The 26756-nt window shown below is 74.9% G+C and carries 29 protein-coding genes, 3 tRNA genes and 1 pseudogene; 11 read left to right on the forward strand and 22 right to left on the reverse strand.

The window, feature by feature from the left end; genetic code table 11:
• Positions 1-2 precede the first annotated feature (2 nt).
• The 7 genes from AH6_RS02390 to AH6_RS02420 form a co-directional block, all read right to left on the reverse strand.
• Positions 3-485 (reverse strand): gas vesicle protein GvpG, encoded by a 483-nt coding sequence (locus AH6_RS02390; protein ID WP_067472696.1) that lies wholly within the window; start codon positions 483-485, stop codon positions 3-5.
• Positions 485-1309: a GvpL/GvpF family gas vesicle protein gene (locus AH6_RS02395; RefSeq protein WP_083982147.1), complete on the reverse strand. Its 825-nt coding sequence runs from the start codon at positions 1307-1309 to the stop codon at positions 485-487. Before AH6_RS02395 ends, AH6_RS02390 begins: the two co-directional genes overlap by 1 nt.
• Complete coding sequence (gene gvpJ / locus AH6_RS02400; RefSeq protein ID WP_067472699.1) at positions 1309-1752, reverse strand: gas vesicle protein GvpJ; 444 nt, start codon at positions 1750-1752, stop codon at positions 1309-1311. The genes AH6_RS02395 and gvpJ overlap by 1 nt, the downstream gene beginning before the upstream one ends.
• A gap of 268 nt (positions 1753-2020) precedes the next feature.
• Positions 2021-2368, reverse strand: a complete 348-nt coding sequence (locus tag AH6_RS02405; RefSeq protein ID WP_067472703.1) for a hypothetical protein — start codon at positions 2366-2368, stop codon at positions 2021-2023.
• A gap of 101 nt (positions 2369-2469) precedes the next feature.
• Positions 2470-2541: transfer RNA gene (locus AH6_RS02410), tRNA-Arg, on the reverse strand.
• A 9-nt stretch (positions 2542-2550) separates the two neighbouring features.
• Positions 2551-2622 (reverse strand) — tRNA-Cys (locus AH6_RS02415).
• 28 nt (positions 2623-2650) lie between these two features.
• A tRNA-Val gene (locus AH6_RS02420) sits at positions 2651-2725 on the reverse strand.
• A 388-nt stretch (positions 2726-3113) separates the two neighbouring features.
• Here AH6_RS02420 and AH6_RS02425 point away from each other — a divergent pair.
• From AH6_RS02425 to AH6_RS02435, 3 genes are all read left to right on the forward strand, one after another.
• Positions 3114-3824, forward strand: a complete 711-nt coding sequence (locus tag AH6_RS02425) for an alpha-ketoglutarate-dependent dioxygenase AlkB family protein (protein ID WP_067472707.1) — start codon at positions 3114-3116, stop codon at positions 3822-3824.
• A 57-nt stretch (positions 3825-3881) separates the two neighbouring features.
• Positions 3882-4604 (forward strand): alpha/beta hydrolase, encoded by a 723-nt coding sequence (locus AH6_RS02430; RefSeq protein ID WP_245679143.1) that lies wholly within the window; start codon positions 3882-3884, stop codon positions 4602-4604.
• 83 nt (positions 4605-4687) lie between these two features.
• Complete coding sequence (locus AH6_RS02435; RefSeq protein ID WP_067472711.1) at positions 4688-5698, forward strand: alpha/beta hydrolase; 1011 nt, start codon at positions 4688-4690, stop codon at positions 5696-5698.
• A gap of 251 nt (positions 5699-5949) precedes the next feature.
• Here AH6_RS02435 and AH6_RS02440 read toward each other — a convergent pair whose 3' ends face one another.
• From AH6_RS02440 to AH6_RS02455, 4 genes are all read right to left on the reverse strand, one after another.
• A complete protein-coding gene (locus AH6_RS02440) occupies positions 5950-7617 on the reverse strand; it encodes a DUF885 domain-containing protein (protein ID WP_067472717.1) in 1668 nt (555 codons plus the stop codon).
• Positions 7618-7678: 61 nt separating this feature from the next.
• Complete coding sequence (locus AH6_RS02445) at positions 7679-8485, reverse strand: hypothetical protein (RefSeq protein WP_067472723.1); 807 nt, start codon at positions 8483-8485, stop codon at positions 7679-7681.
• A 37-nt stretch (positions 8486-8522) separates the two neighbouring features.
• A complete protein-coding gene (locus tag AH6_RS02450) occupies positions 8523-9152 on the reverse strand; it encodes a LysE family translocator (RefSeq protein ID WP_067472733.1) in 630 nt (209 codons plus the stop codon).
• Positions 9153-9224: 72 nt separating this feature from the next.
• On the reverse strand, positions 9225-10022 hold the full coding sequence (locus AH6_RS02455) for a hypothetical protein (protein ID WP_067472739.1): 798 nt from the start codon (positions 10020-10022) through the stop codon (positions 9225-9227).
• A gap of 158 nt (positions 10023-10180) precedes the next feature.
• On the opposite strand from AH6_RS02455, the gene AH6_RS02460 reads away from it, so the two are divergent.
• The 3 genes from AH6_RS02460 to AH6_RS02470 all read left to right on the forward strand — a co-directional run bounded on the left by AH6_RS02460 (position 10181) and on the right by AH6_RS02470 (position 13391).
• Positions 10181-11194: an AAA family ATPase gene (locus tag AH6_RS02460; protein WP_067472741.1), complete on the forward strand. Its 1014-nt coding sequence runs from the start codon at positions 10181-10183 to the stop codon at positions 11192-11194.
• Positions 11195-11379: 185 nt separating this feature from the next.
• A complete protein-coding gene (locus AH6_RS02465; protein ID WP_157431219.1) occupies positions 11380-12447 on the forward strand; it encodes a DUF58 domain-containing protein in 1068 nt (355 codons plus the stop codon).
• On the forward strand, positions 12444-13391 hold the full coding sequence (locus AH6_RS02470) for a VWA domain-containing protein (protein WP_067472744.1): 948 nt from the start codon (positions 12444-12446) through the stop codon (positions 13389-13391). The genes AH6_RS02465 and AH6_RS02470 overlap by 4 nt, the downstream gene beginning before the upstream one ends.
• A gap of 37 nt (positions 13392-13428) precedes the next feature.
• Here the strand turns inward: AH6_RS02470 and AH6_RS02475 are convergent, their stop codons facing one another.
• Complete coding sequence (locus tag AH6_RS02475) at positions 13429-14247, reverse strand: rhomboid-like protein (protein WP_174555066.1); 819 nt, start codon at positions 14245-14247, stop codon at positions 13429-13431.
• 205 nt (positions 14248-14452) lie between these two features.
• Here AH6_RS02475 and AH6_RS02480 point away from each other — a divergent pair, with 205 nt between their 5' ends.
• Both AH6_RS02480 and AH6_RS02485 read left to right on the forward strand, forming a co-directional pair.
• Positions 14453-15082, forward strand: coding sequence for a class I SAM-dependent methyltransferase (locus tag AH6_RS02480; protein WP_067472750.1), 630 nt, complete (start codon positions 14453-14455; stop codon positions 15080-15082).
• Complete coding sequence (locus AH6_RS02485; protein ID WP_067472753.1) at positions 15079-15642, forward strand: TrmH family RNA methyltransferase; 564 nt, start codon at positions 15079-15081, stop codon at positions 15640-15642. The genes AH6_RS02480 and AH6_RS02485 overlap by 4 nt, the downstream gene beginning before the upstream one ends.
• Before the next feature lie 87 nt (positions 15643-15729).
• Here AH6_RS02485 and AH6_RS02490 read toward each other — a convergent pair whose 3' ends face one another.
• Entirely contained in the window at positions 15730-15948 is a 219-nt protein-coding gene (locus AH6_RS02490) for an EF-hand domain-containing protein (RefSeq protein ID WP_067472756.1), read from the reverse strand.
• 125 nt (positions 15949-16073) lie between these two features.
• On the opposite strand from AH6_RS02490, the gene AH6_RS02495 reads away from it, so the two are divergent.
• Entirely contained in the window at positions 16074-16880 is an 807-nt protein-coding gene (locus AH6_RS02495; protein ID WP_067472759.1) for a glycerophosphodiester phosphodiesterase family protein, read from the forward strand.
• 62 nt (positions 16881-16942) lie between these two features.
• On the opposite strand, the gene AH6_RS02500 is transcribed toward AH6_RS02495, so the two are convergent.
• The 3 genes from AH6_RS02500 to AH6_RS02510 all read right to left on the reverse strand — a co-directional run bounded on the left by AH6_RS02500 (position 16943) and on the right by AH6_RS02510 (position 19190).
• Complete coding sequence (locus tag AH6_RS02500) at positions 16943-18136, reverse strand: CU044_5270 family protein (RefSeq protein WP_067472762.1); 1194 nt, start codon at positions 18134-18136, stop codon at positions 16943-16945.
• Complete coding sequence (locus AH6_RS02505; RefSeq protein WP_067472765.1) at positions 18129-18686, reverse strand: RNA polymerase sigma factor; 558 nt, start codon at positions 18684-18686, stop codon at positions 18129-18131. The genes AH6_RS02500 and AH6_RS02505 overlap by 8 nt, the downstream gene beginning before the upstream one ends.
• A 219-nt stretch (positions 18687-18905) precedes the next feature.
• The gene (locus tag AH6_RS02510; RefSeq protein WP_157431217.1) at positions 18906-19190 is read right to left on the reverse strand and encodes a type II toxin-antitoxin system prevent-host-death family antitoxin; all 285 of its coding nucleotides are present in this window, start codon (positions 19188-19190) and stop codon (positions 18906-18908) included.
• Between AH6_RS02510 and AH6_RS02515 the strand changes: the two are divergent.
• Both AH6_RS02515 and AH6_RS02520 read left to right on the forward strand, forming a co-directional pair.
• A pseudogene (locus AH6_RS02515) lies at positions 19128-19409 on the forward strand (ATP-dependent Clp protease proteolytic subunit); the annotation flags it as partial. The gene AH6_RS02510 and the pseudogene AH6_RS02515 overlap by 63 nt on opposite strands.
• Before the next feature lie 157 nt (positions 19410-19566).
• Positions 19567-19911, forward strand: a complete 345-nt coding sequence (locus tag AH6_RS02520) for an RNA polymerase-binding protein RbpA (RefSeq protein ID WP_067472838.1) — start codon at positions 19567-19569, stop codon at positions 19909-19911.
• Positions 19912-20010: 99 nt separating this feature from the next.
• Here the strand turns inward: AH6_RS02520 and AH6_RS02525 are convergent, their stop codons facing one another.
• From AH6_RS02525 to kamD, 6 genes are all read right to left on the reverse strand, one after another.
• On the reverse strand, positions 20011-20523 hold the full coding sequence (locus AH6_RS02525) for an FxsA family protein (protein ID WP_067472768.1): 513 nt from the start codon (positions 20521-20523) through the stop codon (positions 20011-20013).
• 123 nt (positions 20524-20646) lie between these two features.
• Positions 20647-21402 carry a polyprenol monophosphomannose synthase gene (locus AH6_RS02530; protein ID WP_067472770.1) on the reverse strand — a complete coding sequence of 252 codons (756 nt, stop codon included), beginning with the start codon at positions 21400-21402 and terminating at the stop codon, positions 20647-20649.
• Positions 21403-21407: 5 nt separating this feature from the next.
• Positions 21408-23036 carry an apolipoprotein N-acyltransferase gene (lnt, locus tag AH6_RS02535; protein WP_067472773.1) on the reverse strand — a complete coding sequence of 543 codons (1629 nt, stop codon included), beginning with the start codon at positions 23034-23036 and terminating at the stop codon, positions 21408-21410.
• 526 nt (positions 23037-23562) lie between these two features.
• Entirely contained in the window at positions 23563-23961 is a 399-nt protein-coding gene (gene kal / locus AH6_RS02540) for a 3-aminobutyryl-CoA ammonia lyase (protein ID WP_067472776.1), read from the reverse strand.
• Positions 23958-24875, reverse strand: a complete 918-nt coding sequence (gene kamE, locus AH6_RS02545) for a lysine 5,6-aminomutase subunit beta (protein WP_174555067.1) — start codon at positions 24873-24875, stop codon at positions 23958-23960. The genes kal and kamE overlap by 4 nt, the downstream gene beginning before the upstream one ends.
• The gene (kamD, locus tag AH6_RS02550) at positions 24872-26482 is read right to left on the reverse strand and encodes a lysine 5,6-aminomutase subunit alpha (protein WP_067472779.1); all 1611 of its coding nucleotides are present in this window, start codon (positions 26480-26482) and stop codon (positions 24872-24874) included. Before kamD ends, kamE begins: the two co-directional genes overlap by 4 nt.
• Positions 26483-26756 lie beyond the last annotated feature (274 nt).

The raw sequence follows: 26756 nt of genomic DNA on the forward strand, positions 1-26756 counted from the left end.
CGTTAGCCTCCCTGCGGCCCCGGTGTGTCGGTCGGGGGGTCGGGCGGCGGCCCGGTGGGCCGCCGCGCTGTCGTCTCTGGTGTCGTCTCGGGTGTCGTTCCCGGTGTGGTCGGTCCGGGCGCCGGCTGCGGCACCTCGGCGGGCTCGGCCGGCGCGACCTGCACGCTCTGCACGGTCTGCGCCGGCTGGGCCGGTTCGGCGGGCGGTTCACCGGGGGGCGGCCCGTAGCCGGGGTCGTACCCGGCGGGCCGCTGCTGGGCGCGGCCGGCGTTCAGGCGCGCGATCAGCGCTTCCTCCCGCTCGGCCGCCTCCTCCTCGGTGATCTCCCCCGCCGCGACCTCGTCGGCGATCTGCTGCATCTCGGCGGCGATGCGGCCGGGGTCGTACAGCTGGGCCTCGGCCTGCTCCTGGAGCACCTCGGCCAGCCACACCACCCCGCGCACCGGCGCCAGCGGCAGGGTGACCAGCCCGCTGAACAGCCCCATCACGTCTCCGGTACGAAGTCGTAGGGCGGCAGCGGCCCGATCAGGCGCAGCCGCACGCGCTCGGCGCGGTCGGCGGCGTGCTTCTCCACGGCCTGCTCGAACTCCTCGCGGCGTTCGTGGTCGACCAGGAAGGAGGCGTCCACGACGTCCTCCTCGCGCATCGGGGTGCGCGCCACCACGTGCTCGGCCAGCGGCGCCAGCGACTCCAGCAGCGCCTGCCCGTCCTGGTCGCGGCGCTGCTCCAGCGCCCGCGCGATCAGCTCGCCCAGCCGGACGCGGTCGTAGTAGGCGGCGTCGGCGGCGTCGGCGGGGATGCTGCGCAGGCGTTCGTTCAGCGAGGCGATCTCGGGGTCGTCGGCCATGACCTCGCGCAGCACGTTCTCCTGCACGTAGGTGCCCTTCAGGCGCAGCTCCACCTTGCCGTCCAGGGCGCGCAGCACCTCGGCCAGCCGCTCGCCGTTGGGCTCCAGCAGTTCCTGGCGGACGGCGTCGGCGCTGGTGAGCGCGGCGCCGAACCGGAACGGCAGCACCGCGGTGCCCTCGGAGATCAGCGCCTCCAGCACGCCCTGGTGGGCCAGCAGGTCGGCGCGCTCGCCCAGCGGGCGGCCCTGCGGCAGGTCGCTGACCACCGCCGCGACCGGGCCGTGCGCCACCAGGCTGACGGGGTTGCCGTCCAGGCCGGTCGCCTGCGCCGGCGGCGCGGCGTCGGCGACGGTCACCCCGTACACGTACTGGGGGACCTGCCGGTCCCCGGCCGCGGGGGCGGGGGCGCCCTGCGGGTCGGCGCCCGGCTGCGGCGCCTCGGGGGTCTGGGGGGCCGTCATTACTCGTCGTCCTCCTTCTTGGAACGGCTGCGCCGGGACGGCTGCTTCTCCTTGCCCTCGTCCTCGTCCTCATCCTCGTCGGAGGAGCCGAAGGTCTCCTTCAGGCGCTCCTGCGCGCCTTCCAGCGCGCCGCGCGTCTTCTTCTTGGCGCCCGACTCCTGCGCGCCGCCCAGGAACTGGGGAAGGCCCTGGGAGGCGCCGTTGTTGGCGAGGTCGAGGCGGTTGACGGCCTCGGCGAACCGCAGGTAGGTGTCCACACTGGCGACCACGATGCGCACGTCGATCGTGAGGATCTCGATCCCCACCAGCGCGACCCGGGCGTACAGGTCGATGACCAGTCCCTTTTCCAGGATCAGGTCGACCACGTCGGCCAGTCCGCCACCGGACCCGCCGCGCTGCACGTAGTTGCTGCCCGAGGTCTGCTGGGCTATCGGCCCAGTCATGTCATCCACTCCTTGGTCAGGGGGCATCGGCGTTCAGCCCCTCACCTACCCGCCCCGATCTCCCTAAACGGGGCATTCGGCATCAGTCCGTCGAGATCATCGTGGGATCACCGCGCCGTCACGCCCCGCGACCGTGCGCCCCTGCGGCCGTGCGCCCCCATGACCGCGCGCCCGCACGGCCGAGCGGCGGCGAACGACCGCGGCAACGACGACGCGGCCGGACCCGGCGGTCGCCCGCGGGTCCGGCCGCGTCGCGCGGCGGGAGGTCTCAGCGCTTCTTCAGCACGCGGCGCCCCACCACCACCGCCACCCCGGCGGCCGCGACGGCGGGCGCGGCGCGCAGGAACTTCTGCAGCGACATCAGCTTGGTCAGCCGCACCACCTGGCGCGGCACCGCCGCCACGGTCCCGGCGGTCTTCTGCACCCCGCCCTGCACGCCCCGGGCGCCCTTCTGGGCGGTGTCCCCGACCGCCTGCCCGGTGCCGCGGGCGGCCTGGCCCGCGCCCTGGCCGACCTGGCCGGCGTGGTCCTTCATCTGGTCGGCGCCCTGCTTCATCTGCCCGGCGCCCTGCTTGAGCTGGTCGGGTCCCTTCCCGGGAACCGAGGGGGTCTGCATGGGACGGTCTCCTTATGGTGCTTTGCCCGGTGAGTCGCTTTTCTCTGGTCATCGGACTACCCGGCGGGACCCCGGCAAACATCACCGGCGACCGTCCCCGGTCTCCCCGGCAGGAATCGAACCTGCGTCTCCGGCTTCGGAGGCCGGTGCCCTGTCCGTTGGACCACGGGGAGGCGGACACGAGGCGCCGGCGGGATTCGAACCCGCGTACACGGATTTGCAGTCCGCTGCCTGGACCACTCGGCCACGGCGCCAGAAAAAGGGGGGGAACGGAAGGGGGGCTGGTAGACCGGGACGGGCTCGAACCGCCGACCACCCCGGTGTGAGCAGGGCGCTCTACCACTGAGCTACCGGCCTGCGCGCAGACCACCGCACCGGTGCCCCGGAAACAGGCACGGGGCCGGGAGCGGTGCCGAGCGGACCTGCCGGAAAGGAACGGTCAGGTCAGTGCACGCGCCGTCGTACGACCCGGGCCCGGACACATCGGCGACACGCGCGATCGTGGCGTCGGCTGCTCATGCCCGTCTCCTCTCCCGGTCGTCCGGCGCGCGGGGCTTCCCGCCTCCGCCGGTGTGCGGCGATGTGTCCACCGTGCCCGAAGCCCGTCGCGACGCGCAACGCGTTTTTCCGCCGCCCCGACGCCGAGCACAGCGCGCGGCGCGCCGCACGAAGGGCTCGTCCCGCAGGCGGACCGCGTGGACGCGGCCGGGGCGAGGAGGGGCGGTCGCGTCCTAGCCTGGAGGCCATGACGGCACTGATCCCCCGGCCACCGGCCCGGCCCGCCCCGGGCGTGGTGCTGCTGCCGGGCTGGCTCGACGCCGACGAGCAGCGCCACCTGGTGCGCGCCTGCCGGCAGTGGGCGCGTCCACCGGCGGGAATGCGCCGTACCCGCCTGCCCGGCGGGGGCACGATGTCGGTGCGCACGGTCTGCCTGGGCCGGCACTGGGAGCCCTACCGCTACGTGCGCCACGTCGACGGCGAACCGGTCAAGCCGCTGCCCGCCTGGCTGGCCGACCTGGGCCGCCGCGCCGTCGCCGACACCGGGCTCGCCGACACCGAACGCCCTTACGCGCCCGACCTGGCGCTGGTGAACTTCTACGACGCGGCCGCCACCATGGGCCTGCACCAGGACCGCGACGAGCGCAGCCCCGCGCCGGTGGTGTCGCTGAGCCTGGGCGACACCGCGGTGTTCCGCCTGGGCAACACCCGCGGCCGGTCGCGTCCCTGGACCGACATGGAGCTGGAGTCGGGCGACCTGCTGGTGTTCGGCGGCCCGGCGCGCCTGGCCTACCACGGCATCACCAGGATCCTGCCCGGAACCGGCCCCGCCGACATCGATCTGGCGGCGGGACGTCTCAACATTACTCTGCGCGAATCCGGCTTCTCGTCGTCGGAGGATGGTTTTTTGAGTGGTGGTGAGGGAGTGGTCAAAACACCCCACACCTTGACAAAGTAAGGTATGGGGTGAATCGGACATCCGTCGGGCACCGGGCGCGGAGCACCGGAACCGCGCATGCCAAGCTGGGTGACCATGCGCGACGCCACCTCCAGCAACCCGCCCGGCCCCACCCCCGCCGTCTCTTGCGAGGCGTCTCCCGGTCCCCTCTCCCCCGTTCCCCGGCTGGCGGTGCGCGGACCCTCCGCTCCCCGCGCGGTCGCGCTGCTGCTGCACGGTGGACGCGAGCACAGCCTGGAACCGGCCAACGCGCGCCAGCCCGCTCCCCTGCGCATGGTGCCGTTCGCGTTGTCGCTGGCGCGGGCCGGGCGCCGGCACGGGCTCGCGGTGTGGACCCTGGGCTACCGCTACCGCGGCTGGAACGACCAGGAGGCCTCCCCCGTCCCCGACGCGCTGTGGGCGCTGGAGCGCCTGCACCAGGCCTGCCCCGGCGTCCCGGTGGTGCTGGTCGGCCACTCCATGGGCGCGCGCACCGCGCTGCGCGTGGCCGGCGACCGGCAGGTGCGGGGCGTGGCGGCGCTCGCGCCGTGGGTGCCGCGCGGCGAGCCCGTCGGCCAGCTCGCCGGCCGCCGTGTCCTGATCATGCACGGGACCGACGACCGCACCACCCCGCCGCGCGCCTCGCGCGCCTACGCCGAGCGCGCGCGCCCGGTGGCCGCCGAGGTGACCTACCTCGACGTGCCCGGCGAGGGGCATGCGATGCTGCGCCGCCCGGGTCTGTGGCACCGCCGTGTCACCGCCTTCGCCCTGGACTGCCTGGACCTGCCCTCCCGCCCCTGACCGGCCGCCGACCGGCGCCCTCCTGTGCGCGCGTTCGCGGTGGCGTAGCCTGGCGAGCCTCTCCGCCACCTTCCGGGAGTGCCATGAGCGGTGCCACGGGCCGGGATCCGGACTATCTGGCGTTCCTGCGGCGTCGGCTGGCCGCCGAGGCCGCCGCCCGGACCGCCGACGCTGCCGCCGACGCTGCCGCAGGCGGTGCGGGCGGTGCGGGCGGGCGGCGCGGGGTCGTCGAGGCGCGCCGCGCACACGCCGCCGACCTGGCCGCGCTGCCCCGTCCCCCGGTGGAGCGGGTGCGCGACCTGGTCCTGGACGGGCCCGGCGGGGGCCTTCCCGCGCGCCTGTACCGGCCGCGCGGGGCCGGTCCGATGCCGGTGCTGGTGTACCTGCACGGCGGCGGGTGGGTGCTGGGCGATGTGGAGTCCTACGACCCGGTGGTGCGGGCGCTGGTGGCGGCGTCGGGGGTGGCGGCGGTGTCGGTGGACTACCGGCGTCCCCCGGAGGACCCGTTCCCGGCGGCGGTCGACGACGCGGTCGCCGCGGTCCGGGCCGTCACCGCGCTGGCCCGCGGCGTGCCGGAACTGGGCTTGGACGCCGGGCGGGTCGGGGTGGCGGGCGACAGCGCGGGCGGGCAGATCGCCGCCGCGGCCGCGCTGCGGCTGCGCGGCACCGGGCTACTCGTGCTCCAGGTGCTGGTGTACCCGGCGCTGGACCTGCGCGAGGTGCCGCCGGACCCGCCCGACCCCGACGGGCTGGACTTCGGGCCCTCGGGGGTGGGGCGGGTGCTGGCGCTGTACCTGGGCGGCGCCGACCCGTCCCTGCCGGAGGCGTCGCCGCTGCTGGCCCCCGACCTGTCCGGCCTGCCCCCGGCGGTGGTGGCCGTCGCCGAGCACGACCGGCTGCGCCCGCAGGGGCTGGACTACGCGCAGCGGCTGCGGCGGGCCGGGGTGCCGGTCACCCTGCTGGACGAGGCGGGCCTGGACCACGGATTCCTGGGGTGGGGTTCGTTCGCGCGCCGTCCCGCCGCCGCCGTCGCGCGCCTGGGCGCGGCGGTCACGGCCGCCTTCGCCGCCGAACCGGACGACGCCGGGCATTGACGGCTTCTTCCCGCAGGAACACGCGCAAAGCGCGCCGTCGCACGCCCCGTCCCGATGCCCGCCGCCCCCACCAAGTCCGGCCTCGCTGCCCCTGACCCGTGTCCCGCACCGTCAGACCCGGCGACGTCACGGCCGCCAGCAACGACTACGCGGCCTGCCGCGCGGTCCGCGACACCTGCGACGCGGTTCCGCCCCGCCGCGCCGCCCCGGAAGCCCGCAAGACCCTGCAAAGGTCTGCGTGGTCTGTGTTGTCAGGGGCGGGCGAGTTCGGTGCGCAGGCGGTCCAGGCCCATGGGGCCCAGGTCCAGGGCGCGGCGGTGGAAGTCCTTCAGGTCGAAGGCGGCGCCGTCGCGGCGGCGGGCGGCCTCGCGGGCCTCCAGCCACACCTTCTCGCCCAGCTTGTAGGCGATGGCCTGGCCGGGACGGCCCAGGTAGCGGTCGACCTCGAAGGCCAGGGACGCGTCGGTCTCGCCGCCGGTGTGGGCGCGCAGGAACTCGCGGGCCAGCGCGGGCGTCCAGCGTTCGCCCTCGTGGAAGCCGGTGCCGGCCGGGATCGGCAGCCGCAGGTGCAGGCCGATGTCCAGCACCACGCGGGCGGCGCGGAACTGCTGGCCCCCGGCGAGCATCCCGAACCGGTGGGCGGGGTCGCGGTAGTGGCCCAGCTCGTCCATCAGCCGCTCGGCGTACAGGCCCCAGCCCTCGCAGTGGCCGGGGTGCAGCTCGCTGGCGGTGCGCTGGAAGCGGTTCAGGCCCGGGTGGAAGGTGGTGGTGCCCAGTTGCAGGTGGTGGCCGGGCGCGGTCTCGTGGAACAGGATGCCCGGCACCGTCCAGGTGGCGATGTCGGCGTCGGGCGCGGCGGTCCACCACACCGTGCCGGGGCGCGAGCCGTCCTCGGCGGGCGCCAGGTAGTAGATGCCCGCCTCGCCCGGCGGGATGCGGCAGTCGACGCGGCGCAGCGGGGCGGGGATGTCGAAGTGCACGCCGTCCAGGGCGTCGATGGCCTGGTCGGCCAGGTCCTGGATCCAGTCGCGGAAGGCCGCCGCGCCGGTGACGCGGTGGGCGGGGTCGCGGTCCAGGGCGTCGCGGACGGCCGCCACGGGCGCGCCGGGGCTGATCTGGGCGGCGGCGCGCGCCATCTCGGCCTCGACGCGGGCCAGCTCCTCCCAGCCCCAGGCGTAGGTGTCGTGCAGGTCCACGGTGGTGCCCAGGTTGTCGCGCACGCCCAGCCGGTAGCGGTCGGCGCCGACGGCGTCCTGCTCGCCCGCCCGGGGCATCAGGTCGGTGGCCAGGTGGTCGGCCAGGTCCTGGAAGGCGCGGGCGGCGGCGCGGGCGGCGCCGGTCAGCTCCCGGTGCCCGGGACCGTCCTGGGGGCCGGGGCGCGGGGCGTGGCGGGCGGCGAGGGCGGTCAGGTAGGCGGGGGCGGTGCGGGCGTCGGCGATGCTGCGGGCGATCTGGCGGCGGGCCGGGACGCGTCCGTGCGCGGCGGCGCGGTCCAGGCTGACGCGCAGGCCCGCGACGGTGGCGGGCAGGGCGCGCAGGCGGCCCAGCAGCGACGCCCAGTCGGTCCGCTCGCCCTGGTCCAGCAGCTCGAAGGCGTACTTCAGGCGCTGCACGGCCCCGTCGGTGGTGTCCAGGACCGCCTCGCGCGCGTGCGCCTCGTCCAGGGCCAGGTCGGTGGCCAGGCGGTCGCGCAGCACGGCGGCGGCGACGCGCTCGCGGTCGCCGGTGACCGGCAGCGCGTCCAGCTCGGCCAGGGTGCGGCGCGCCAGGTCGGTGCGGGCGGCCACGCCGTCGGGACCGTAGTCGGTGAGCCGGGCGTCCTGCCCGGCGATGCCCATCAGCGCCGCCATGCACGGGTCCAGCGCCGCGAACCGGTCCACGTAGCGGTCGGCCAGCTCGGCCACGGACGTCGTCGTCATCCCTCCAGGCTAGGGCCGTACCGGGCCGCCCGATCACACCCCAGCGGCGGGGCGGGGAGGGTCAGGGGGCGGCGCGCAGGTCGCCGGGCGGGCACTGGGGGACGTCGCGGCCGTCGTTGTCCTTGGCCTCGTCGTCGCCCCACCGCGTCAGGTACAGCGCCGACACCCACGCGCGGGGGTTGTGGCCGCCGTCGCCGTAGTAACGGTCGATGCTGGTCAGCAGCCACCAGTGGTTGTGGTGGGTGCGGCCGCGCGCGTCGGTGCGCTGCTCGCGCGACCCCCGGCGGCGGCACAGCACCCAGTTGCGGCCCGCGTCCAGAGTGCCGATCACGCCGGAGGAGGAGTCGGGGCGCGCGAAACCCTCGGCCTCCTGGAAGGTGTCCACCCAGAACCTCTCCCCCACCGTCACCGGCGCGCTGGGGGAAGCGGACGCCGGGGTGGTGGCCGCGTCCGCGCCGTCCGGGGAGCCGGTGGGGATGTCGCGGCCGGAGACGTCCCCGGCGGGACGGGGGGCGCCGCCGCCCGGCCACAGGACGGTCAGCGCCCCGGCCAGCGCGAGCGCCAGGACCCCGGCCACCACCCACCCCACCGGTCCCTTCAGCAGGGCGGCGGCCCGGCCGCCGGAGGCGGGACGGGCGGGCGGCGGGACGAACTCGCTGGTCGAGGCGAGCGCGGCGTCGGCCCGGGGGTCCAGGATCGTGACGTGCTCGGTGATGTGCCCGGTGATGTGCTCGGTGATGTGCTCGGAGGCGGGACGGGCCGGGTCGGCGGAGGTCTGCTCGGAGCCGGGGACCGGCAGCGGGGCGTTGCAGCGCGCGCACCGCGGGGTGCCGGTTCCGGTGTCGCTTCCGCACGCGGGGCATCTCATGCGGCCCCCTCCCTGTGGTGTCGGTCCCGGGGTCGGCTCAGCGGGTCTCGGCGGCCAGGCGCACGCCCAGGCCCACCAGCACCACGCCCGACACCTGCTCCAGCCGCCGCCGCACCCCGGGCCGTCCCAGCACCCGCCTGGCCGCGTCCACCAGCCACACCACGACCGTGTACCAGACCAGGTCGATCAGCGCCCACACCACCGACAGCAGCAGCAGCGTCGCCATCACCGGCCGCCCCTCCGGCACGAACTGCGGCAGGAACGACACCGCGAACACCCCGGCCTTGGGATTGGCGAAGTTGGTGACCAGCCCCAGCCGGAAGCACCGCCACCCCGACACCGGCCCCGCCGCAACCGGTTCCGGCGCTTCCGCGGGCGCGCCCCGGCGGGCCTGCCACAACGCCCGCACCCCGAAGTACACCAGCACCACCGCGCCCACGATCCGCAACCCGTCGTAGGCCAGCCGCGAGGCCGCCAGCAGCGCCGACAACCCCAGCGCCGCCGCCACCCCCCACGCCAGCACCCCGGCCTCGTTGCCCAGCGTGGTGGCCAGGCCCGCGCGGCGGCCCGACCGCATCGACTCCCGCATGATCACCACGGTGCTCGGTCCCGGGGCCAGCGCGATCAGCACCGCCGCGCCGGTGAACGCGACCAGACTCTCCAGCATGGGCCATCCTCACCACACCGCCCCGCCCCGCGCAACGCCCTTTCCCGCCGGGCCCTCAAAGCGGCCGGGCGGTCACAGCGGGTCGCCGTCGCCGCCCTCGCCCTCCGAACCGGTCGGCGCCGGGGACGGCGGACCCGGCGTCGTCGGCGCGGGCGAGGGGGACGGCGACGGGCTCATCGACGGTGACGGGGACGGCGAGGACGACGACGGCGTCGGCTCCGGCGGGGGAGGCGGCGGCTGCCGCACCTGCGGCTGGCAGGCGAACAGCACCAGCATCAGCAGCGCCAGCACCACCAGCACCGCCGCCAACGTCAAGATCGCCGCCACCAGGCCCCGCTCGCGCCGCTGCTCGGGCACCGGTACCTGCGTCCCCACCGGCGGCCGCGCCAGCGCCGGCTCCGCCGACCCCAGCCAGTACGGCTGGAACTGCGGCCCCCGCCGCCGCCCGCCCCACCGGCCCCGCGCCCCCTCCTCCAGCAGCACCGGCTCCAGGAACCGCTCGGCCCCCGCCCGCTCGGGCTCGTAGGCGGTCGCCACCCACGGCGCCGGACCCTCCGGCTGCGCCGCCACCACCGGCGCGCCCCCGGCCCCCTCGGCGGGACCGGGCACCGCCATGGGCCCCCACGGCCCCGGCACACCCCCCGCACCACCGGGCACCCCGCCCGGCAACGCCGCCGCGATCGCCGCACGGAACCGGTCCCGCGCCGCCGCGTCCTCCGCCGCCCCGCGCGTCAGCACCGCCACGCTCGCGCGCCGCCCCGCACCGTCCACCCCCAGGTAGACGATCCCCGCGGCGCTCTCCGACAACCGCGCCGACAGGCGGTACGGGCCCAACTGTCCGGGATCTCCCGGCGGCAACGGCCTCGACATGGCCGCCAGACTAACAACCGCCACCACCGTGCAGGTGTCCCGCACAACGGGGTACAAGTGATCGCGTAGGGTCGGAACACGCCCGCGCGCGCCCGGCGGCACCGGCACCGGCCCGCCACCGACGCCCGACCGCGCCAACAGCAAGGGACGCCACCACGATGACCATCGCCACCACCGACGTCGACCAGGCCGCGGCCCAGCTCCAGAGCGCCCTGGCCGAGGTCAAGAAGGTCATCGTCGGCCAGGAGCACATGGTCGAACGCATGGTCGTCGCCCTGCTCGCCCGCGGCCACTGCCTCATCGAAGGCGTCCCCGGCGTCGCCAAGACCCTCGCCGTCGGCACCCTGGCCCGCGTCGTCGGCGGCACCTTCGCCCGCCTCCAGTTCACCCCCGACCTGGTCCCCTCCGACATCGTCGGCACCCGCATCTACCACCCCTCCACCGAGCAGTTCGACGTCGAACTCGGCCCCGTCTTCGTCAACTTCGTCCTCGCCGACGAGATCAACCGCGCCCCCGCCAAGGTCCAGTCCGCCCTGCTGGAGGTCATGGCCGAACGCCAGGTCTCCCTCGGCGGCAACACCTACCCCCTGCCCCGCCCCTTCATCGTCCTGGCCACCCAGAACCCCATCGAGTCCGAAGGCGTCTACCCCCTGCCCGAGGCCCAGCGCGACCGCTTCCTCATGAAGATCGACGTCCGCTACCCCGGCGCCCACGAGGAACTCCAGATCCTGCGCCGCATGAGCGTCGACCCGCCCGCCGCCACCCAGATCCTCGACGCCGACCAGCTCATCACCCTGCAACGCGCCGCCGAAGAGGTCTCGGTCCACGAACTGGTCGCCGACTACATCGTCCGCCTGGTCATGGCCACCCGCGAACCCGAGCAGTACCGCCTGCCCGACCTGCGCCAGGTCATCGAGATCGGCGCCAGCCCCCGCGCCACCCTCGGCCTGGTCGCCGCCGCCCGCGCCCTGGCCCTGCTGTCGGGCCGCGACTACGTCCTGCCCGACGACGTCCGCGCCGTCGCCCGCGACGTCATGGCCCACCGCATCGTCCCCACCTTCGACGCCCTCGCCGACGGCGTCGACACCGGCGACATCGTCGCCCAGATCCTGGCCGCCGTCCCCCCGCCCCGGGTGGTGTGGAACCACGGCGCCGCGGTGAGCACCGGATGACCGGCCACGCCCCCGACCCCACCGGCGACCCCACCGGCCCGGCCGACCAGCCGCCCGCCGACGCGCCCGCGGACCGGCCCGCCGACACCGCCGACACCGTCAAAGCCGCCGACTCCGCCGCGACGACCGGCCCGGCCGCCTGGCCGCACGCCCCCGGAACGCCCACCGCGCCCGGCGCACAGCACATGCCCGGCACGCCCTCCTTCGCCCCGCCCCCGCCGCCACCGGCCGCCCCACCCCGCGACCGCCGCGACGACCGCCTCGCCCAGCTCACCCCCGAACGCACCCTGCGCCGCCTCGAACTCGCCGTCACCCGCCGCCTGGACGGCCTCCTCAACGGCGAACACCTCGGCCTCCTGCCCGGCCCCGGCACCGAACTCGCCGAAGCCCGCCTCTACCAGCCCGGCGAGGACGACGTCCGCCACATGGACTGGGCCGTCACCGCCCGCACCACCACCCCCCACGTCCGCGACCTCGTCGCCGACCACGAACTCGAAGCCTGGGCCCTGGTCGACCTCACCCCCAGCATGGACTTCGGCACCGGCACCATGGTCAAACGCGAACTCGCCGTCGCCGCCCTCGCCGCCGTCGGCTTCCTCACCGTCCGCCTCGGCGACCGCGTCGGCGCCCACCTCCTGCAACCCGACCGCCAGCGCCGCTGGCCCGCCCGCACCGGCAAGGCCGCCCTCTACGCCCTCCTCCAGGCCGTCCTGGACGCCCCCACCCCCCAGCCCGCGCCCCGCCGCCGCGGCGACCCCGCCCCGCCCCCCACCGGCGACCTCGCCACCGCCATCACCGCCCTCGACCGCGGCCAGACCCGCCGCGGCCTGCGCGTCGTCATCTCCGACTTCCTCCCCCCGACCGGCGCCGACCCCGCCGCCGACCCCACCGACCACCGCCACGCCCCCGCCTGGGAACGCCCCCTGCGCCGCCTGGCCACCCGCCACCAGGTCCTCGCCGTCGAGATCATCGACCCCCGCGAACTCGACCTGCCCGACGTCGGCCTCGTCGAGATGACCGACCCCGAGACCGGAACCGTGCACGAGATCGTCCTCAACCGCCGCGTCCGCGAACGCTACGCCGCGGCCGCCGCCGCCCAACGCGACCACACCCGCGCCGCCCTCCGCCGCAGCGGCGCCCACCACCTGGTCCTGCGCACCGACCGCGACTGGATCGCCGACGTCGCCCGCTTCGCCCTGCGCCAACGCCGCGCCGCCGGCCGCGCCATCGCCGCCCCGGGAGCCCGCGCATGACCTTCCTGTCACCCGAACGCCTCTGGCTGCTGGCCCTGCTCCCGCTGCTCGCCGCCGCCTACGTCCTGACGCAGCTGCGCCGCCGCCAGTACGCCGTGCGCTTCACCAACCTCGCCCTGCTCGCCCAGGTCGCCCCCAAACGGCCCGGCTGGCGCCGCCACGTCGCCGCCGGACTGTTCCTCATCATGATCACCCTCATGATGGTCGGCTTCGCCCGCCCCGCCACCGGCGTCAAGATCCCCCGCGACCGCGCCACCGTCATGGTCGCCGTCGACGTCTCCCTGTCCATGATGGCCAAGGACGTCACCCCCGACCGCTTCACCGCCGCCAAACAGGCCGCCAAGACCTTCATCCGCGACCTGCCCGGCCGCTTCAACGTCGGCGTCGTCTCCTTCGCCGGCAACGCCAACCTCGTCGCCGCCCCCTCCACCGACCGCCAGGCCGCCATCGCCTCCATCGACCAGCTCGCCCTCGCCAAACGCACCGCCATCGGCGAAGCCGTCTTCACCTCCCTGCAGGCCGTCCGCTCCTTCGACGCCCAGGCCAGCCAGGACCCCCCGCCCGCCCACATCGTCCTGCTGTCCGACGGCGACAACACCACCGGCCGCTCGGTCCAGGAGGCCATCGACGCCTCCCGCACCGCCCACGTCCCCGTCTCCACCATCGCCTTCGGCACCCCCTACGGCACCGTCGACATCGAAGGCGAGACCACCAGCGTCTCGGTCAACAAGGAGACCCTGCGCACCCTGGCCGACAACACCCAGGGCAAGGCCTACGAGGCCGCCGACGCCGACCAGCTCAGCGAGGTCTACGCCAACATCGGCAGCTCCCTCGGCTGGAAGATCGAACACCGCGACGTCGCCGCCCGCTTCACCGGCATCGCCCTGCTGTTCGCCCTCGCCGCGGGCGGCGTCTCCCTCGCCTGGTTCTCCCGCCTCCCCTGACCCTGCTCAGAGGCTTATAGGACGGGCAGCGCCGCGACTAACCCCGGCCGCCCGCACCCCCGACGTCCCCGGACGCCCTCCCGCACCCCGCACAACCAGCGCCCTCAGCGCCCCGCCGCACCGCCCGCTCCGGCAAACACGGCCGCAGATCCGGCGCCCGCCGCGCCGGCGCCACCCGCAACACCAGCCACGCCACCACCAACCCGCACAACGTCGCCAGCAAATGCCCCAGATCCCACAACGTCCGGCTCCAGAACACCGGACCCACCACACCCAACCCCAGCAACACCACCCCCGCCACCAACCACCGCCCCCGCATCAACAACACCGCCGCCGCACACCCCGCCACCATGATGTAACTGACCCCCACATCCGTCGTCACCGCCAACCGCACCGGAGCCCGCCCCGACTCCAACGCCCGCATCTCCACCAGCACCGTCAACAACGACCCCAGCACATGCCCGGCCAGCCCCACCACCACGATCCGCGGCGTCCCGTAACGACGCTCCGCCCACGCCACCACCGACACGAACACCGACACGTAAAGCAGCAGCCCCTCACCCTGGTCCGCCACCCACAACGCACTGTCCAGCAACGCCCGCAACGGCGCCCGATGCAGATTCGCCAGATTCGAACTCTGCAACGTCGTCAACAACTCGATCAACTTCGGCGGCGCCGAGAACTGCACCAGCGTCGACGCCGTGAACACCGCCACGTAGACGAACGTCGCCGGCGCCGACAACACCCACGCGTGCGCCCACCGCGTCCACGGCGACACCCGCCCCACCACCGCCTCCGCCGGCCCCCACCAGCGCCCCAGCAACCGCAGCGCGTACCACGCCACCACGAGCACCACACACGAAACGACCATCCCGCCCCCGCACTCACGACCCCGCCCAGCCCCCCGGCCAGACCCCGCCGCCACCCACGACCGCCCCACGAGCACCCCCGGGGCCACCCCTCACCCCATACCCCGACCGGCCCCACCGCAGCCCCGCACCGCCCCCGCCACAGGCCCACCGCGCACCGACACCCGCCCGACGCCGGTAAGGTCGCACGACGTGGGGGAACACTACTTCGCCGAACGGCCCGAGACCGCCAGCCGCACGCGCACCATCGACCTGGTGCTGCCCGACCTGCACCTGCGCCTGGAGACCGACCGCGGCGTCTTCTCACCCGACCGCGTGGACCTGGGCACCCGCATCCTGCTGGAGACCGCCCCCGCACCCCCGCCCACCGGCAACCTCCTGGACGTCGGCTGCGGCTACGGCCCCATCGCCCTCACCATGGCGACCCGCTCGCCGCAGGCGAGCGTGTGGGGCGTGGACGTCAATGCGCGGGCGCTTGATCTGGCGCGACGGAATGCCAACGCCGCTGCCCTTGACAAAGTAAGGTTCGGGCTGGCCGACGAGATCGACCCCGCCCTGCGCTACGACGCGATCTGGTCCAACCCGCCCATCCGCATCGGCAAGCCCGCCCTCCACGAGCTGCTGCTCACCTGGCTCCCCCGCCTCACCCCCCACGGCCACGCCCACCTCGTCGTCCAGAAGCACCTCGGCTCCGACTCCCTGCAGCGGTGGCTGAACGACCAGGGCTTCCCCACCGAGCGGATCGCCTCCCGGTCCGCCTACCGGGTGCTCCACGTCTCCGCCCGCGTCTCCGACCGACCGCAGGAAGGCCCAGCCCAGTGACCGACCCGACCCGCACCCACCAGGGCCCGCGCCGCCAGCTCCGCCCCACCGACGTCAAGCGCCTCAACCGCGACTGGCGGCGCCGCACCCACGGCCGCCTCGACCTGCTGGTCGAATCGGTGACCCAGCCCTTCAACATGGGCTCCATCATCCGCAGCTCCGCGGTCTTCGGCGTGGAACACCTGTGGCTGGCCGGCAACGCCATCGCCCCCGACCACCGCAACGTCGCCAAGACCGCCCTCGGCACCGAGCGCCTAGTCCCCTGGAGCCACGCCGGCACCGCCGCCCAGGCCGCCGCCGCGGTCCGCGAGCGGGGCCTGCGCCTGGTGGCGATCGAGCTGACCGGCGACGCGGTCCCCCTGCACGAGGCGCCCCTGGACGGCGACGTGTGCCTGGCGGTCGGCGGCGAGGACCACGGCTGCTCCCCCGCCCTGCTGGCCGCCGCCGACGCCGTCGCCTACATCCCGCAGATCGGCCGCGTCGGCTCGCTCAACGTCGCCGTCGCGACCGCCGTCGCGCTGGCCGAGGCCCGCCGCCGCGAATGGGCCGGCGAGCCCTGATCCCCCCGCCCTGACCCTTGAGCGCTGATCCCTCAGCGCTGATCCCAGGGCACGGCCCGTCCGGAACACAGGGCGGGCCGTGCCCGGTCAGGCGACGCCCCGCTCCATCAGGACCGCGAACTCCTCCAGCGAGATCTTGCCGTCCCGGTTGGCGTCGGCCGCCACCACCACCTCCACCGCGCGGGTGTCGCTGATCTCCTGCCCCAGCGCCCGCATCAGGCTCTTCAGCTCGCCCGGCGAGATGAACCCGTCCCCATCCACGTCCACCAGCTCGAACGTCGCACGGTACTGCTCCGCATTCGCCATCGGCGGCTTCCTCTCCTCGGTACGGCCACGACGGCACAGGACGGTAGCAGCACCACCACCCGCCTTGACAAAGTAAGGCGAGGCCCGGATCGCCGGACGCCCGCGCAGCGGCCATAATCGGGTGAGTGCCGCGTTCGTACGAATTCCTCGACCACAACGGCCCGATCCCCTTCGCCCACCGCGGCGGGAACGGCCGCCCCGAGAACTCCATGGCCGCCTTCCAGCGCGCCGTCGACCTCGGCTACCGCTACCTGGAGACCGACGTCCACGCCACCGCCGACGGCGTCGTGGTCGCCTTCCACGACCGCACCCTGGACCGCGTCACCGACGGCACCGGCACCATCGCCCAGCTGCCCTACGCCGAGGTCGCCCGCGCCCGCATCGGCGGCACCGAGCCCGTCCCCCGCCTGGAGGACCTGCTCGGCTCCTTCCCCGAGGCGCGCGTCAACATCGACCTGAAGGACGCCCCGGTCATCGGCCCCCTCGCCCGCGCCCTGCACCGCACCCGCGCCTGGAACCGGATCTGCATCACCTCCTTCTCCACCCGCCGCCTGGCCCAGATGCGCGCCCGCCTGCCGCTGTTCACCGACGAGCCGGTGTGCATGGCGCTGGGCCCGCGCGGGGTGGCGGCGCTGCGCGCCCGCTCCTACGGCGGCCCGGCCGCCAAGCTGGTGCGGCTGGCGGCCACCGGCGTCGCCTGCGCGCAGGTCCCGTACAGCCTGGGCCCGATGCCGTTCGTCACCGAGACCTTCGTCGAGCACGCCCACCGGCTCGGACTGCAGGTCCACGCCTGGACCGTCAACGACCCGGTGCACATGGAGCGGCTGCTCGATCTCGGCATCGACGGCATCATGACCGACGAGCTGGTGACCCTGCGCCACGTCATGGCCGCGCGCGGCCTGTGGCCCCGCCCGGTGCCCGCTACCGGCTGACCCCGGACGCGCCGCCGCCCCCGCCCGGCCCGGAGCGGGCAGGCGGGGGCGGCGGCAGCGGATCAGCCGAACGGCAGCGCGGCCGGAGGGGTCGGCTTGCTACCGCTCCACGCCGCCGAGCGGACCGTCTGGTGGTTGATGACGAAGCCGGGCCGCATCCCCGCGTACGGGCCGCCGGGCACGGTCAGCTCCTCCTGCTGCGACAGCAGCGCGCCGGTGCGCTCGTCGAACAGCACCACCGAGCGGGAGCGGTAGGTCCCCTGCCCGGCCTTGGCCGTGCCGGACTCCCCGGTGATCGTGGTGGTGCGCTCGGCGGCGGCCAGCGCGACGCCCCGGCGTCCCAGCGGGTCGGTGGACCGTCCGACGGCCTGCACGCCCGGCTGGGCCGCCAGCGCCCGCATCAGGCCCGCGCGGACCTTGGGCGGCACCGGCGCGCCGCCCAGCAGCGACGCCACCCGCATGATCTTGCTCTCGGCCGTCGCCGGAGCCCCGCCCGGGTCGCCGCCCCGCCCCGGCCCGACGCCCGCCGCCTTCTCCGTCTCCGCCCGGCTCAGGAACCGCTCGGCGAGCGCGGCCGGATCGGTCGGCAGCTTCTGCAGGTCCTCCGCCGACATGTCGCCCAGGAACTTCCCGCCGCCCCCGGGCCGGACGCCCGCCTCCGCGCCCTCCGACCGCCACGCGGTCGCCTTGGCGGTGTAGGTGTGGAAGGCGTCGCCCGACCAGACCCGGAAGCTCGACGGCGACCCGGCCGCGCGCCACGACTCCGCGTCCCGGGCCGACACCGGACGCGCCGGCAGGTCACGGGCGTAGTACGCCTCGCCCATGCCGGACTCGACGCCCCACCACCCGAAGGACTCGCCGTGCGCGCCGATGATGGCGTAGGCCCCGGTCCTGGGGCGCAGCACGTACGCCTGGCCCTGGATCTGGTCGGCGTGCCAGTAGAGCCCGGCGGGCTGCCGCTCGGCCTTCTCGGCCGCCGCCAGCACCGCCGCCTTGCCGTCCAGCGTCAGCGGCCCGGACGGGTCCCCCGGCGCGGCCGGGTTCCCGCCGACGAGCGTGACCGCCACGGCCGCAGCGGCGCCCGCCGCGACCGCGCCGCCCAGCCCCCACCACAACCGCGGCGCGGGACGGGGCACCGCGCGGCGCGGCGGCTCGGCCAGCAGCGCCTTCACCCCGGCGACCTTGCGGGCCAGCTCCTCGGGCGTGGGCGGAACGGGCTCGGCATAGCCGTCGCGGACCATCCGCACCTCATCCATGTTGTTCCTCCAAAGCGAGCATCGGATTGGTCCCGCCCAGCGCCTTGCGCAGCGTGGTTCGGGCACGGTTCAGCCGGGAGCCGACCGTGCCGTAGGAGATCCCCAGCGCCGCCGCGACCTCGTCGTGACCGAGGTCGGCCAGGGCCACCAGCAGCAGCACCTCGCGCTGGCCGCGCGGCAGCGCCGCGATCGCCCCGGCGAGCTCGCCGCGCAGCCCCTGCGCGCTGACCCGCGCGTCGGTCCGGTCGGCGTGCTCCTCGCCGCCGCGGCCGGGCCCCAGCCGGGCCTGGGCCCGCAGGGCGCGGACCTCGGCCCGCCGGTGGCGGCTGACGACCTTGGTCGTGATGCCGTACAGCCAGGTGCGCACGCCCGCGCGTTCGGGGTCGTAGCGCCGGCGTTGCCGGAACGCCTCCAGGAACGTCTGCGAGGCGACGTCGTCGGCGGCGTCCGGCCCGAGCCGCCTGGCCGCGTACCGGTGGATCTCGGCGTAGTAGGCGTCGACGACCTCCTCGAAACGCTCGGCCGGGCGGGGTGGGGGATCCCCTGTCATGTGGTGCCTTTCCATGGCGCGATCGGCGGTCACAGGGGTATCAACCGCACCCCGCCTTCACTTTCCCGCCGAATGCGCGAGCCCCCGGCCCGGACGTGATCGTCCAGGTCAGGGGCTCGATGCCGCGCCGTCGGCGAAGTCGCCGGGGCGACGGGGCTGGCGCGTGATGAGGGGCGTCCGGCGCAGGCCGTCGCGACGTGGTGCCGCGCGGAGGCCGGGTCAGCGGCGGAAGCCGGGCGGGTGAGGCGGGCCCGGTGGGCGGTACTCGGCGGCGATCCGCAGCGGCGCGGCGTTCGGCTGCTCCGGCGAAGGCGAGGGTGAGGGTGAGGGTGAGGGCGAGGTGGACGGCCGGCCGGTCTGGGTGAGGTCGAGCCGTCCCTCGCGCACCTGCTCCAGCAACTCCAGGTCCTCGGCCGACACCAGGGCGGCGATCACCTTGCCGCGCCGCGTCAGCGCCACGCGCTCCCCGGCGTAGGCGACCCGGTTCACCAGGTCGGCCCGCACGGGGGCATCGGCGGCACCGCGTCCGACATCAAGATCCAGGCCGAGCAGTCGTTGTACCTGAAGCGGACTTTGGCCGAGCGCACCGCCTTCCACACCGGGCAGCCGCTGGAGCGGATCGAGGCCGACTCCGACCGGGACCGGTGGTTCACCGCCGAGCAGGCCCGCGAGTACGGGTTCGTCGACCACGTCATCGACAGCACCGACCGAGTGGGGACGTGACGGTGCGCGGCGCGGGCGGCGTTCGCTGACGGTTTCGCGCGGACGGCCCGGACGGCGGGAAAGTGCAGGGTTGGAACGGCCCCCGAGAGGGAATCTTGTGACGGTATCCAGCGTTGGTCAGAACAAGACCGGCAAGCCGTCTGGGAGGCACGTGACGATGGCCGAGCGCGCACTTCGCGGCACCCGACTCGGAGCGACGAGCTACGAGAACGATCGCAACACCGATCTGGCCCCGCGCCAAGAGGTGGACTACACCTGCACCAAGGGCCACCGGTTCACCGTGACGCTCGCGGCCGAGGCCGAGGTGCCGATGACCTGGGAATGCCGCAGCTGCGGCGCCACCGCCCTGCGGGTGGACGGCGAGCTGCCCCAAGCCAAGAAGGGGAAGCCGCCGCGGACCCACTGGGACATGCTCATGGAGCGCCGGACCGTCGAGGATCTGGAGGAGGTCCTCGCCGAACGTCTGGAGATCCTGCGCGCCGGGCGCAGGAGGAGCGCCTGAGCACGACCTGAGCCCCGGAAACGGGCCCGGACCGTCGACAATGACGGTCCGGGCCCGTTCGCTTTGCCAGGGCCTGCTCAGGGCTCGCTCAGAGCCTCGTCAGGGCTTGTCGGGTTCGTCGTGCAGGACCTCGCCCCGCACGACGGGGCCGCGCGGCGCGCCGGAGCCGGGGCGCTCGGGGGCGCGGCCGAAGGGGTCCACCCCGGGCGGGAAGATCATCGGCCCCATGGCGGGGCCGGTGGCGGCCTTGACGCGGCGGGCGGCGTAGGCCAGCAGCGTCCGGCGCACCAGCGGCCGGGTGAGCGGCAGCACGAACAGGAAGCCGAACAGGTCGCTGACGAAGCCGGGCGTCAGCAGCAGCACGCCGCCGACCAGCACCAGCGCGGCGTCGGCCAGCTCGCGGTCGGGCATCTCGCCGCGGCCGAAGGTGGCCTGGAGGCCGCGCCAGGCGCGGCGGCCCTCGCGGCGGACGATCCAGCCGCCCAGCAGGCTCTCGGCCAGCAGCAGCCCGACCGTGGGCCAGCCGCCGATCACCTGCCCCACCTGGATGATCACGTAGATCTCCAGGATCGGCATCAGCAGGAACGCCAGGACCATCACCAGCGGCAGCATGGCTCCATCTTCGGGTCGGCGGGAGGGTCGTCACCTGTGACAACGCCGGACCCCGGCCATTCGTTTCCCGGTCCGCGGGCGGACCGGGCGGGGGTTCTCAGTGGCGGCGATCAGTGGCGGCGGTCAGCGGCCGCCGCGCAGCCGGGCCAGCCGCGACAGCCGGTCGGCCGTGCCCCACCGCGTCACCCGCACCATCGCCTCGGCGACGATGTCGCGGCTCATCTTGCTGGTGCCGTGCACGCGCTCCACGAAGGTGATCGGAACCTCGACCACGCGCAGGCCCTGCTGGAGGGCGCGGCGTGCCAGGTCGATCTGGAAGCAGTAGCCGCGCGAGTCGACGCCGTCCAGCCCGATCTTCTCCAGGGTCGCGGCGCGGAAGGCGCGGTAGCCGCCGGTGGCGTCGCGCAGCGGCATGCCCAGCATGAGCTTGACGTACAGGTTGCCGCCGCGGGAGATGAGCTGGCGCTGCACCGGCCAGTTCTCGACCTTGCCGCCGGGGATGTAGCGGGCGCCCAGCACCAGGTCGGCGTCCTGCAGGGCGGTCAGCAGCCGGGGCAGTTCCTCGGGCTGGTGGGAGCCGTCGGCGTCCATCTCGACCATGACGTCGTAGCCCTGCTCGCCCGCCCAGCGGAAACCGGCGATGTAGGCGCCGCCCAGGCCGTCCTTGGTGGTGCGGTGCAGCACCCGGACCTGGGGGTCGGCGTCGGCCAGGGCGTCGGCGAGGTCGCCGGTGCCGTCGGGGCTGTTGTCGTCGACCACCAGCACGTCCACCGACGGCACGGCCTTGCGCACCCGGCCGACGATGGCCTCGATGTTCTCCCGCTCGTTGTACGTCGGGATGATCACGAGCACCCGCCCGAGGCCGGCTGGGATGTCCATCGGTGTCATTTCCCCTCGTTGTTCCTGTTCCGCAGTCCGGCCGCCGCGACCGCCCCCGCGGCCAGCGCGGCCAGCGCCCACTCCGGCGCCGCGCCCAGCCGGTCGGAGAGCGTGCGCGCGGTGCGCGCCGGCACCCGCGCCACCTGGACGTCGGGGACGAACTCCCGCGACCGGTCGAGCACGCGGCCGTCGGGCGCGATGACCGCGCTGATCCCGCTCGTGGCGGCCACCAAGATCGTACGGCCATGTTCGACGGCCCGCAGCCGGGACATCGCGATCTGCTGGGGCGGCAGGCTGGTCTTGCCGTAGGTGGCGTTGTTGGTCTGCACGACCATGATGTTCCCCGCCGCGACGTCGCGTACTTCCTTGTCGTAGGCGACCTCGAAGCAGATGACGTCCCCGATGGCGACCGGGCCCAGCTTCATGACGCCCGAGCGGTCGCCCTTGGCGAAGTCGCGCGGGATGCGCTCGAAGCGGGTGATCAGCTTGGTGAGCACGTCGCGGAAGGGCAGGTACTCGCCGAACGGGACCGGGTGGCGCTTGACGTAGTAGTCGCCGGGGCCGGTGGCGGGGTCCCAGACGATGCCGCGGTTCTCGACCTTGCGGCCGTCGGGGGTGTCGACCAGCGCGCCGACCAGGACGGGCACGCCGATCTCGCGGACGGCGCCGTCGATGGCCTCGCGGGCGTCGGGCTCGGTGTAGGGGTCGAGGTCGCTGGCGTTCTCGGGCCACACCACCAGTTCGGGGCGGGCGACCTTGCCCTCGCGGACCATGGCGGCCAGCTCGCGGGTGCGCTGGACGTGGTTGTTCAGCACGGCGCGGCGCTGGCCGAGGAAGTCCAGGCCGAGGCGCGGCACGTTGCCCTGGATGACCGCGACGGTGACGGGCTTGCCCGCGGTCGGCGTCGGTATCAGCAGCCCGCCGCCGACGATCGCGGCGACGGCGGCCAGGCCCGCGACCGCGTGCAGGACGGGGGCGCGCCGCCCGGAGCCGTCGGCGGGGGCGGTGCGGGCGCGCCACAGGGCGAGGGCGGCGTAGGCGAGCAGGCCGCCGAGCAGCGCGGTCAGGAAGGTGACCAGCGGCGCGCCGCCCCAGGAGGCGTAGGGGGTGAGGGGGGTGGCGGTCTGGCTGAAGGCCAGCCGCGCCCAGGGGAAGCCGCCGAACGGCTGGCGGCCGCGCAGCGCCTCCTCGGCGACCCACAGCGCGGCGGTCCACACCGGCCAGGCGGGCAGCCGGGAGGCCAGCGCGATCCCGGCGCCCATCGGCACGAAGTACAGCGCCTGGACGAGGCTGAGCAGGATCCACGCGTCCGGGCCGATCTTGACGATGCCGGTGAGGACCGGCAGGAAGAACGCCGCGCCCGCCACGAAGCCGAACCAGGCGCCGGTGCGCGCGCGGGTGCCGCGCAGGGCGAGGGTGAGCACCGCCACGCCGACCGGGGCCAGCGGGGTCAGGTCCACCGGCGGGAACGCCGCCCACATGATCAGTCCGGCGGCGATCGCGGCGCCCAGCCGCGCCCAGCCGTCGCGGCCGGTGCGCCGCAGCCCGGCCAGCGGGCCCCGGCGGGCGGCGTCGGCCGCGCCGGGAGGCGGCTCTGCGGCCGACTGCCGGTCCGGAAGGGTCTCCTGCGCCACCGCGGCTCCTTGTCCGATGCTCGTCTGGCGCAGACGCTACCGCCCCGGCGGACCTTGCACGACCTGCGCCGGGATCACGATCGGGAGGCGGGGGCGGTGGCGGCGGGGGTGGCGGCGGGTGTGCCGGGCACGGTGGTGGACACGGAGAAGGGCCCGTGACATCCATCGGGCCGGAGTCGTCCCACAGGCGGTGGGAGCGGGGCTCCGTTTTCTACTGGATGTCCGGGCCCTTTCCCGGGTCCAACCCCCCGCCCGATCGGGCGGCTCCACCCTGACGCGGCGGCGGGGCACCACGTCTGGCTCGGACGGGCGGCGTGCGCGGGGCGCACGGGGTGCCGTCCTGGCGCGGTGTCCGGCGGCGTGCTGAGCGGCCGATCGGTGAGTCCCGTGCTGGACTGCAGCAAAACTACCCACTTCCGCAGCCTTGTCAACCGCCGCGTGCCCTGCGAGGACCCGTTGTTTGGGCTGCTCAACCTCATGATCACGGCGTTCGCGGAATTCCCGCCGGTCACCGGGGGCACACCGGTCACACCGGACTTTCCGGGACGACCACGGTGCCGGTGGCGGTGACCGCCACGATCGGTTCGGGCAGCGCCTCGGCGGCGCTCTCCCCTTTGTCCGGGCGGCCCCGGCAGACCACGCGCGCCTCGAACTCCAGGGTGCGGCTGCGGCGGCCCACCCGGGTGACGGTGGCGGTGGCCTCCAGCACGTCCCCGGCGCGGACGGGGGCGCGGAACTGCACGTCGGAGTAGGAGGCGAACAGGCCCTCGTCGCCGTCGCAGCGGACGCACGCCTCGGTGGCCACGTCGCCGAACAGGCCGAGCACGTAGGCGCCGTCCACCAGGTTCCCGGCGTAGTGGGCGTGGGCGTAGGGCACGTAGCGGCGGTGGGTGACCTGGAGGCCCTGGCGCGGGTCGTCGCTCACGGTGCGGTGTCTCCTTCGGCGGGGTCGTCGGGCTGGGCGTCGGTGCGGGTGGCGTTGTGGGCGTCGTCGGGGGTGGCGGTGGGGCCGTCGGCGGGGTCGGGGGCCAGGGCGTCGGCGGGCAGCAGCGCGTGCACCAGGTAGGAGGCGACCTCGGCGGGGGTGGTGCCCTTGCCGAAGATGCGGTCCACGCCCAGGTCCTCGGGGGCGACGGTGTCGAAGCGGGGGCCGCCGACCACCAGCAGGGGGCGGCCCATCCCGGCGGCGACGGCGGTGGGGTACTCGGCGTGGAAGGCGGCGGCCATCTGCTTGGTGTTGTGCAGGTGGGCGTTCTTCTGGGTGACCACCTGGGAGACCAGGACCGCGTCGGCGTCGGCGGCCTTGGCGCGCTCGACCAGCTCGGCGACGGTGACCTGGGCGCCCATGTTGACCACCTCGATCTCGCCGTAGTACTCCAGGCCCTTCTCCCCCGCGAAGCCCTTGACGTTGAGGATGGCGTCGATGCCGACGGTGTGGGCGTCGGTGCCGATGCACGCGCCGACGATCACCAGGCGGCGGCCCAGGGCGCGGCGGATGGCGCGGTTGACCTCGGGGGCGGCCAGCAGCGGGTACTCGCGCTCGGGCGGGGCGGGGATGGAGGCGTAGTCGATCAGGTGGCCGACGCGGCCGTAGACGATGAAGAAGGTGAAGTCGGGGCCCATCGGCTTGGCGTGCACGACGCTGGCGGGCTCCAGGCCCATCTTGGCGGCGAGCTGGAGCGCGGCGGCCTCGGCGCGCTTTCCGGCGGGCACCGGCAGGCTGAACGACATCTGCACCATGCCGTCGCCGGTGGTGTCGCCGTAGGGGCGGATGACCTGCCGGGTGTCGGCGGGCTCGGCCGGCGCCTCGGTGTTGCCCAGAGGGCTTTCGACGGTCACGCGGGCACCTCCTGCTCGGCGTGGGCGCCGGGTCGGGCGCCGTGCGGGTCCTCGGCGTCGAGGATCTCGATGGCGGGATTGAGGTACCCGGGGGCGCGCTCGACCACGCCGTCCAGGCCCTTGCCGCCGTCGGCGGGGCGGCGGGTGACGCCGAAGGTGCCCTCGGCGATGGCGGTGAGCATGCCGTCCCCGGCGACCTTGTCCAGCAGCTCGACGGTCTCGCCCAGCACCTGGCGGGCGCGCTGGGCGACGAACCCGTCGGGGCGGGGCACGAAGTCGTCGGCCAGGCCGCCGCAGGCGTCGCGGACGTAGCGCACGTTCTCCAGCGCCAGGTCGCGGTCCGACAACCAGGGGGTGTGGATGCCCTCGGTCATCATCCCGATCAGGATGATCGACTGGCCGGTCATCACCCCGGCCAGGTTGAAGAAGGCGTCCAGCAGGTACCCGGCGAAGATGTTGCCGGTCATGTGCTTGGTGGGCGGCATGTACTTCAGCGGCGCGTCGGGGAACAGCTCGCGCACCAGCTGGGCGTGGGCGAGCTCCAGCCGGAACGACTGCGGGACGGCCGGGTTGATCTCGAAGGCGTGGCCGAGGCCGAGCTGGGCGTCGGTGAGGCCCGCCTCGTGGCCGAAGCGCTCGTTGAGCAGCTGGCTGGCGACGACGGTGTGGGCGGCGTCCACGGCGTCGGCGGTGGTGAGGTAGTTGTCCTCGCCGGTGTTGATGACGATGCCGGCGCGGGCGTGGATCTGGCGGGAGAAGCGCTGGTCGACGAAGGTGCGGCGGGGGTTGATGTCGCGGAAGATGATGCCGTACATGCAGTCGTTGAGCATCATGTCCAGGCGTTCCAGCCCGGCCAGGGTGGCGATCTCGGGCATGCACAGGCCCGAGGCGTAGTTGGTGAGCCGCACGTAGCGGCCGAGCTCGCGCGAGACGTCGTCGAGCGCGGCGCGCATCAGCCGGAAGTTGTCCTGGGTGGCGTAGGTGCCGGCGTAGCCCTCGCGGGTGGGGCCCTCGGGGACGAAGTCCAGCAGCGACTGGCCGGTGGAGCGGATCACCGCGACGACGTCGGCGCCCTCGCGGGCGGCGGCCTGGGCCTGGGGGATGTCCTCGTAGATGTCGCCGGTCGCCACGATGAGGTAGATCCACGGCTGGGCGGGGTCGCCGGTGTCGCGCAGCATGCGGTCGCGTTCGGCGCGGCGGCGGTCGATGCGGGTGATGCCCGAGCGGGCGGCCTTGCGGGCGGCGTCGGTGGCGGTGGCGGCGTCGGAGCCGGCCGGGAGGCGGAACTTCACCCGGCCCCGGGCGGCCTCGCGGGCGAGGTGGGCCAGGGAGCCGTAGGGGCCGCGCGCCAGGGCGTCCCAGACCGGCAGGGCGACGCCGTGCTCCAGGCCGACCTGGTCGCGGACGGCGTCGGCCAGGTGGTTGGCCCACGGGCGGCCCTCGCCGTCGGCGCCCGACAGCCCGGCCAGGCGCAGCAGGGCGCGTTCCACCGACACGGTGGTGTGGGTCCGGGCCATCTCGATGATCGGCTCGGCGGCGCGGGCGGCCAGCCGCCGGGCCGTGCGCACCACCTCGGGATCGAGATCGAGCTTGCGCTGCGGCGCCATCGCCGCCTCCCCTCGGGTCCGGCATTGCTGCCAGCGGCCTGTTTTCGCGCAATCTTCCGCGCCGAAACCGCGTATACGCGAGATCTTCCATCATCAGCACGTCCCGACACAAGAACCTCTTTGATCCGAGGTCGGGAACGGGGTGTTGGACGGGACGTCCGGCGGTGAACAGGACGTTCGTCTTTTCCCGGGCGTAAACGTGTTCGCGCTGGACACCATCGGCCACGCGGGGCCCTCCCGTCCAGGGCGCGGGCGGCCTACCGTCGCGGGCACG

Origin of the sequence: Actinomadura hibisca NBRC 15177 (genome assembly GCF_001552635.1) — a bacterium.
Lineage (GTDB): Bacteria > Actinomycetota > Actinomycetes > Streptosporangiales > Streptosporangiaceae > Spirillospora > Spirillospora hibisca.

Excerpts from the sequence above, each read along its gene's own strand:
- AH6_RS02390 (WP_067472696.1), bottom strand. The coding sequence starts at position 485 with ATGGGGCTGTTCAGCGGGCTGGTCACCCTGCCGCTGGCGCCGGTGCGC.
- AH6_RS02395 (WP_083982147.1), bottom strand. The coding sequence starts at position 1,309 with ATGACGGCCCCCCAGACCCCCGAGGCGCCGCAGCCGGGCGCCGACCCG.
- gvpJ (WP_067472699.1), bottom strand. The coding sequence starts at position 1,752 with ATGACTGGGCCGATAGCCCAGCAGACCTCGGGCAGCAACTACGTGCAG.
- AH6_RS02405 (WP_067472703.1), bottom strand. The coding sequence starts at position 2,368 with ATGCAGACCCCCTCGGTTCCCGGGAAGGGACCCGACCAGCTCAAGCAG.
- AH6_RS02425 (WP_067472707.1), top strand. The coding sequence starts at position 3,114 with ATGACGGCACTGATCCCCCGGCCACCGGCCCGGCCCGCCCCGGGCGTG.
- AH6_RS02430 (WP_245679143.1), top strand. The coding sequence starts at position 3,882 with ATGCCAAGCTGGGTGACCATGCGCGACGCCACCTCCAGCAACCCGCCC.
- AH6_RS02435 (WP_067472711.1), top strand. The coding sequence starts at position 4,688 with ATGAGCGGTGCCACGGGCCGGGATCCGGACTATCTGGCGTTCCTGCGG.
- AH6_RS02440 (WP_067472717.1), bottom strand. The coding sequence starts at position 7,617 with ATGACGACGACGTCCGTGGCCGAGCTGGCCGACCGCTACGTGGACCGG.
- AH6_RS02445 (WP_067472723.1), bottom strand. The coding sequence starts at position 8,485 with ATGAGATGCCCCGCGTGCGGAAGCGACACCGGAACCGGCACCCCGCGG.
- AH6_RS02450 (WP_067472733.1), bottom strand. The coding sequence starts at position 9,152 with ATGCTGGAGAGTCTGGTCGCGTTCACCGGCGCGGCGGTGCTGATCGCG.
- AH6_RS02455 (WP_067472739.1), bottom strand. The coding sequence starts at position 10,022 with ATGTCGAGGCCGTTGCCGCCGGGAGATCCCGGACAGTTGGGCCCGTAC.
- AH6_RS02460 (WP_067472741.1), top strand. The coding sequence starts at position 10,181 with ATGACCATCGCCACCACCGACGTCGACCAGGCCGCGGCCCAGCTCCAG.
- AH6_RS02465 (WP_157431219.1), top strand. The coding sequence starts at position 11,380 with ATGCCCGGCACGCCCTCCTTCGCCCCGCCCCCGCCGCCACCGGCCGCC.
- AH6_RS02470 (WP_067472744.1), top strand. The coding sequence starts at position 12,444 with ATGACCTTCCTGTCACCCGAACGCCTCTGGCTGCTGGCCCTGCTCCCG.
- AH6_RS02490 (WP_067472756.1), bottom strand. The coding sequence starts at position 15,948 with ATGGCGAATGCGGAGCAGTACCGTGCGACGTTCGAGCTGGTGGACGTG.
- AH6_RS02500 (WP_067472762.1), bottom strand. The coding sequence starts at position 18,136 with ATGGATGAGGTGCGGATGGTCCGCGACGGCTATGCCGAGCCCGTTCCG.
- AH6_RS02505 (WP_067472765.1), bottom strand. The coding sequence starts at position 18,686 with ATGACAGGGGATCCCCCACCCCGCCCGGCCGAGCGTTTCGAGGAGGTC.
- AH6_RS02520 (WP_067472838.1), top strand. The coding sequence starts at position 19,567 with ATGGCCGAGCGCGCACTTCGCGGCACCCGACTCGGAGCGACGAGCTAC.
- AH6_RS02525 (WP_067472768.1), bottom strand. The coding sequence starts at position 20,523 with ATGCTGCCGCTGGTGATGGTCCTGGCGTTCCTGCTGATGCCGATCCTG.
- AH6_RS02530 (WP_067472770.1), bottom strand. The coding sequence starts at position 21,402 with ATGGACATCCCAGCCGGCCTCGGGCGGGTGCTCGTGATCATCCCGACG.
- kamD (WP_067472779.1), bottom strand. The coding sequence starts at position 26,482 with ATGGCGCCGCAGCGCAAGCTCGATCTCGATCCCGAGGTGGTGCGCACG.